General features: G+C 71.2%; 4 protein-coding genes. 1 reads left to right on the forward strand and 3 read right to left on the reverse strand.

The annotated features are described in order from the left end of the window. The first annotated feature begins 101 nt into the window (after positions 1-101). Positions 102-1,013 (forward strand): aminotransferase class IV, encoded by a 912-nt coding sequence (locus QH283_RS16645; protein ID WP_280503901.1) that lies wholly within the window; start codon positions 102-104, stop codon positions 1,011-1,013. A gap of 36 nt (positions 1,014-1,049) precedes the next feature. On the opposite strand, the gene QH283_RS16650 is transcribed toward QH283_RS16645, so the two are convergent. Genes QH283_RS16650 through QH283_RS16660 form a run of 3 tightly spaced genes read right to left on the reverse strand, consistent with a single transcriptional unit; the run spans position 1,050 to position 3,568 of the window. Beyond that, positions 1,050-1,982, reverse strand: a complete 933-nt coding sequence (locus tag QH283_RS16650; protein WP_280503902.1) for a MerR family transcriptional regulator — start codon at positions 1,980-1,982, stop codon at positions 1,050-1,052. Continuing rightward, positions 1,939-2,514 carry a VOC family protein gene (locus QH283_RS16655; RefSeq protein WP_280503903.1) on the reverse strand — a complete coding sequence of 192 codons (576 nt, stop codon included), beginning with the start codon at positions 2,512-2,514 and terminating at the stop codon, positions 1,939-1,941. Before QH283_RS16655 ends, QH283_RS16650 begins: the two co-directional genes overlap by 44 nt. A 58-nt stretch (positions 2,515-2,572) precedes the next feature. Further along, positions 2,573-3,568: a serine hydrolase domain-containing protein gene (locus QH283_RS16660; protein ID WP_280503904.1), complete on the reverse strand. Its 996-nt coding sequence runs from the start codon at positions 3,566-3,568 to the stop codon at positions 2,573-2,575. Positions 3,569-3,623: the final 55 nt, after the last annotated feature.

Raw genomic sequence — 3,623 nt, forward strand, 5'->3', positions numbered from 1 at the left:
TGGTGGCGTCGCTCCACCCACTACCCATCCCGGGCGCGCCGCGGGCTCTCCCTCCCCGGGCCGCCCCGGCCGCCCCCCCCCCTCCCTGTTAGCCTGCGCCGATGGCAGATCCTCATGCTCATGTCTTTCTCGGTGACCGGCTCGTCGCGGCCGACGACGCGCACGTGGGGGTCGCCTCCTCGGCGGTGCTGTACGGCCTGAGCGTCTACACGGTGTTCCCGGTGCACGTCGACGGCGACACCCGCACCGCCTTCCGCCTGCCCGACCACTACCGGCGGCTCGAGGAGTCCTGCAAGATCATCGGCATCGACCGGTTCGCCGCCGAGTGGGACTACGACCGCTTCGTGGCGGCCGTGCGCGAGCTGATCGCCGCCGACGCCCCCGCCGAGGAGGTGTTCGTGCGCGCGACCGTGCACGTCACCGCGTCCATCCCGGGGACGCGGGTGCGCGGCTGCGAGATCACCGTCTCGATGTTCGTCTACGACGCGGTGCCGATCGTCCCGCAGGACGGCATGCGGTTGAAATCCTCGCCGTGGCGGCGCATCCCGGACAACGCCATCCCCTCCCGCGCGAAAGTCAACGGCGCGTACGTGAATTCGGTGCTGGCCAAGCAGGACGCCATCGACAGCGGCTACGACGACTGCGTCTTCCTCGACGGCAACGGCCACGTCTGTGAACTCAGCGCCGCCAACATCTTCCTGGTCCGCGGCGGCACCCTCGTCACCCCGGACGTCTCCTGCGACATCCTCGACGGCATCAACCGCCGCACCGTTCTCACCCTCGCCGCCGAGGACGGCATCCCGGTGGTGGAGCGCACGGTGGACCTGACCGAGCTGTACATCGCCGACGAGGTCTTCGTCACCGGCACCTCGGCGGGCGTGGCGCCGGTGACCGAGGTGGACGGGCGGATCGTCGCCGACGGCAAGCCGGGCCCGCTGGCCGCCACCCTGCGCAAGCGGCACGCCGACGCGCTGCGTTCGGACACCGTGCACGGCTGGATCACGGTGCTCTGAGTCCCACCGGCACCGGCGTCTCGTCCCGGGTGGGCGCTACTGCCAGGTCGCGGTGGCCGGGTCGATTCCCTCGGCCCTGGCCGCGGCGTCGACGATCCGGCGGAACCACGCGGCAAGGCCGGGCCGGATGCCGTTGTAGTGCGCGGCGAAACCGGGATCGGTCTCGTAGAGCCTGGCGAGACAGACCTGCATCTGTCTGGTCAACGGGAAGTACGACTCGCTGAACACCTCCCGGTGCCGCGCCACCAGCCGGTTCGCCGCGGCGCTGCCCGGCGTCACACCCGCCGCCATCGCCTCGGCGAGGGCGCGGTCCAGCCCGAGCACGGCCTCGGCCACGGCCCGCCAGTCGTCCGGCTCGCGGTGGGCCGCGCGTTCGGCGTACTGCCGCCACTGCGTCGTCTCGCCCCAGCGGTCGCGCGCCTCGGCGGTCCGGTCCGGGTTCCAGTCCGGTCCGAAGATCTCCGCCTGCTGCCGCGCGGTCAGCGGCAGGCCGCGCTCGTGAGCCGCGATCATCCGGTCGAGGCCGACGCCGAGTTCCCGTAATCGCTCGATCCGTTCGGCCAGCTGGGTGCGCTGGCCGCGCAGCGCGCTCAGGGCGTCGTCGGCGGACTCGTCCAGCACGGTGCGGATGCGGTCAAGGCCGAGGCCGAGTTCGCGGTAGACCACGATGCGCTGCAACCGTTCCAGATCGGCGGCGGTGTAGAGCCGGTAACCCGCCGCCGTGCGCAGCGACGGCGGCGCGAGACCGATCTCGTCCCAATGGTGCAGGGCCCGCACCGTCACACCGAGGCGGGCCGCGACCTGGCCGACCGTCAGGCCGTCGCCCCCGCCCGGCCCGTTCCGGTCGCGCCCGCCCACCGCGCCGCCGCCTGGCTCGTCGGCGCCGGGCCGGTTGCCCCCGCCTGCCCCGGTCCACGAGGCGGTGTCACCGCGCCGATCGCCCCCGGGCCCGAGTGCCGTCGTCGTCACCGGGCGGTCTGATTCCGATGGCTGCAAGGTTCTGTGCCTCCTGGCTCGCCGGGTCGAAGGGCCGCGCGGCGGTGAACACGACCCGGGTGTGCTCGGGCGTGATCACCTCGATGTCGCGGGTGTTCCAGGCAGTGTCCCGCGGTCCGGCCACCGAGTCCGGCAGCAACGCGCGGCAGGCTCGCGCGACGGGCTCGATCTGGTCGAGCACGCACGCGAAGTTCACGCTCAGCGCGGGCGCCTCCGTGGGGATCTCGTCGGCCGCCACGAGCAGCACGTCCTGGAAGGCCCAGCGGCGCAGGTGCACGAGAGTGCCCGGCACGGAGAACAGCTCGATGAACCCGAGCCCGCGGGTCCAGAACACCGTCGACGCGGCGAGATCGGTGCTCGGCACGCGCACGAAGGCGGGCATGCCGTAGATCCCGCGGAAGGGTTCCGGCGCCACCGCGTCCGGGCCGGGCGTGGGGACAGGGCTGATCTCGAAGGCGTTGAAGTGATCGCCGGTGGTGTGCTCGCTGGTGGTGTGTTCGTTCATGCCGACGACTCTCGGGCCTGACGCTACGTGAGAGTCAAGCCGCCGTTCCCGGCGCGCGTCACCTGATGCCGGGGGTGCGGGGATCATTGCCGAGGCAGGTCAGCAGGAAGCAGCCGGGCGGCGCGTCGGCGAACGGCGCGGCCAGCTGATAGTCCAGGCAGGAGAAGACATTGCAGTTCTCGTAGGCGGCGGGCCCGAAACCGAACACCGAGATCAGCAGGTCGGTGTCGATGTAGCGGCTCGGGTCGTTGGTCAGCGGCGGCTCCACATACGGGCCCGGCTCGCCGAACGGACGGTCCGGCAGGGCGAGGGCGAGCCTGCGGAAGAACTCGTGCGGCAATTCGCGGAAGTTCTGCAACACGCCCTGCGGGCCCTGGCTGCTCACATTGCCGAACACACCCGTCCACACCACCACCAGGTCCAGGCTCGGCAGCACGAACACGTTCTGCATGCCGAGGCCCGACATGGCGAAGGTGTCCTCCGGCAAGAACTCCGGGATGTCGGTGCAGCCGCTGCCGCGCCAGAACAGGTAGCCGTAGCAGCGATAGGCGGGGGAGGGGCTGGTCGCCGCGCGCAGGTACGCGGCCGGGACGATCTGGCGATCGCCCCAGCGGCCGTCGGCGGCGACCAGCAGGCCGAGTTTGGCGAAGTCGTCCGGCGGGATCATCAGGTGCGCGTAGCCGTAGGTGTTGCCGGAGCGGTCGCGCGCCCAGTAGTAGTCGCCGCGCTGAATGCCCAGCGGCTCGAACAGTTCCCGCTGCGCGAACTGTTGCAACGGCTCGCCCACCGCCAGCTCGATCACATAGGCGAGCAGGTCGACATTGCGCTGGCTGTAGGTGAACACCGTGCCCGGCTCGTTCACCAGCGGCACGCCCAGCGCCTGCACGGCGCTGTTCGGGTCGATCGGGATGGCGCCGGTGATGCCCTCGGTCACCACGGCGGCCTTCATGCCCGAGGTCTCGGTCAGCAGGTCGTGCACGGTGATGGCGCGGTGCTCGGCGTCGCCGAGCCCGGCGGGTAGGTATCGGTCGATAGGCGCGTGGAAATACAGCACCCCCCGCTAGATAGCCATTCCCGCCCGCAGCGAGACCACACTCTTTGTTGGACTA

It is taken from the genome of Nocardia farcinica (assembly GCF_029867845.1).
In the GTDB taxonomy this organism is placed as follows: Bacteria; Actinomycetota; Actinomycetes; order Mycobacteriales; family Mycobacteriaceae; genus Nocardia; species Nocardia farcinica_A.

Coding starts and splice junctions, on each gene's coding strand:
- QH283_RS16645 (WP_280503901.1), top strand. CDS start 102: ATGGCAGATCCTCATGCTCATGTCTTTCTCGGTGACCGGCTCGTCGCG.
- QH283_RS16655 (WP_280503903.1), bottom strand. CDS start 2,514: ATGAACGAACACACCACCAGCGAGCACACCACCGGCGATCACTTCAAC.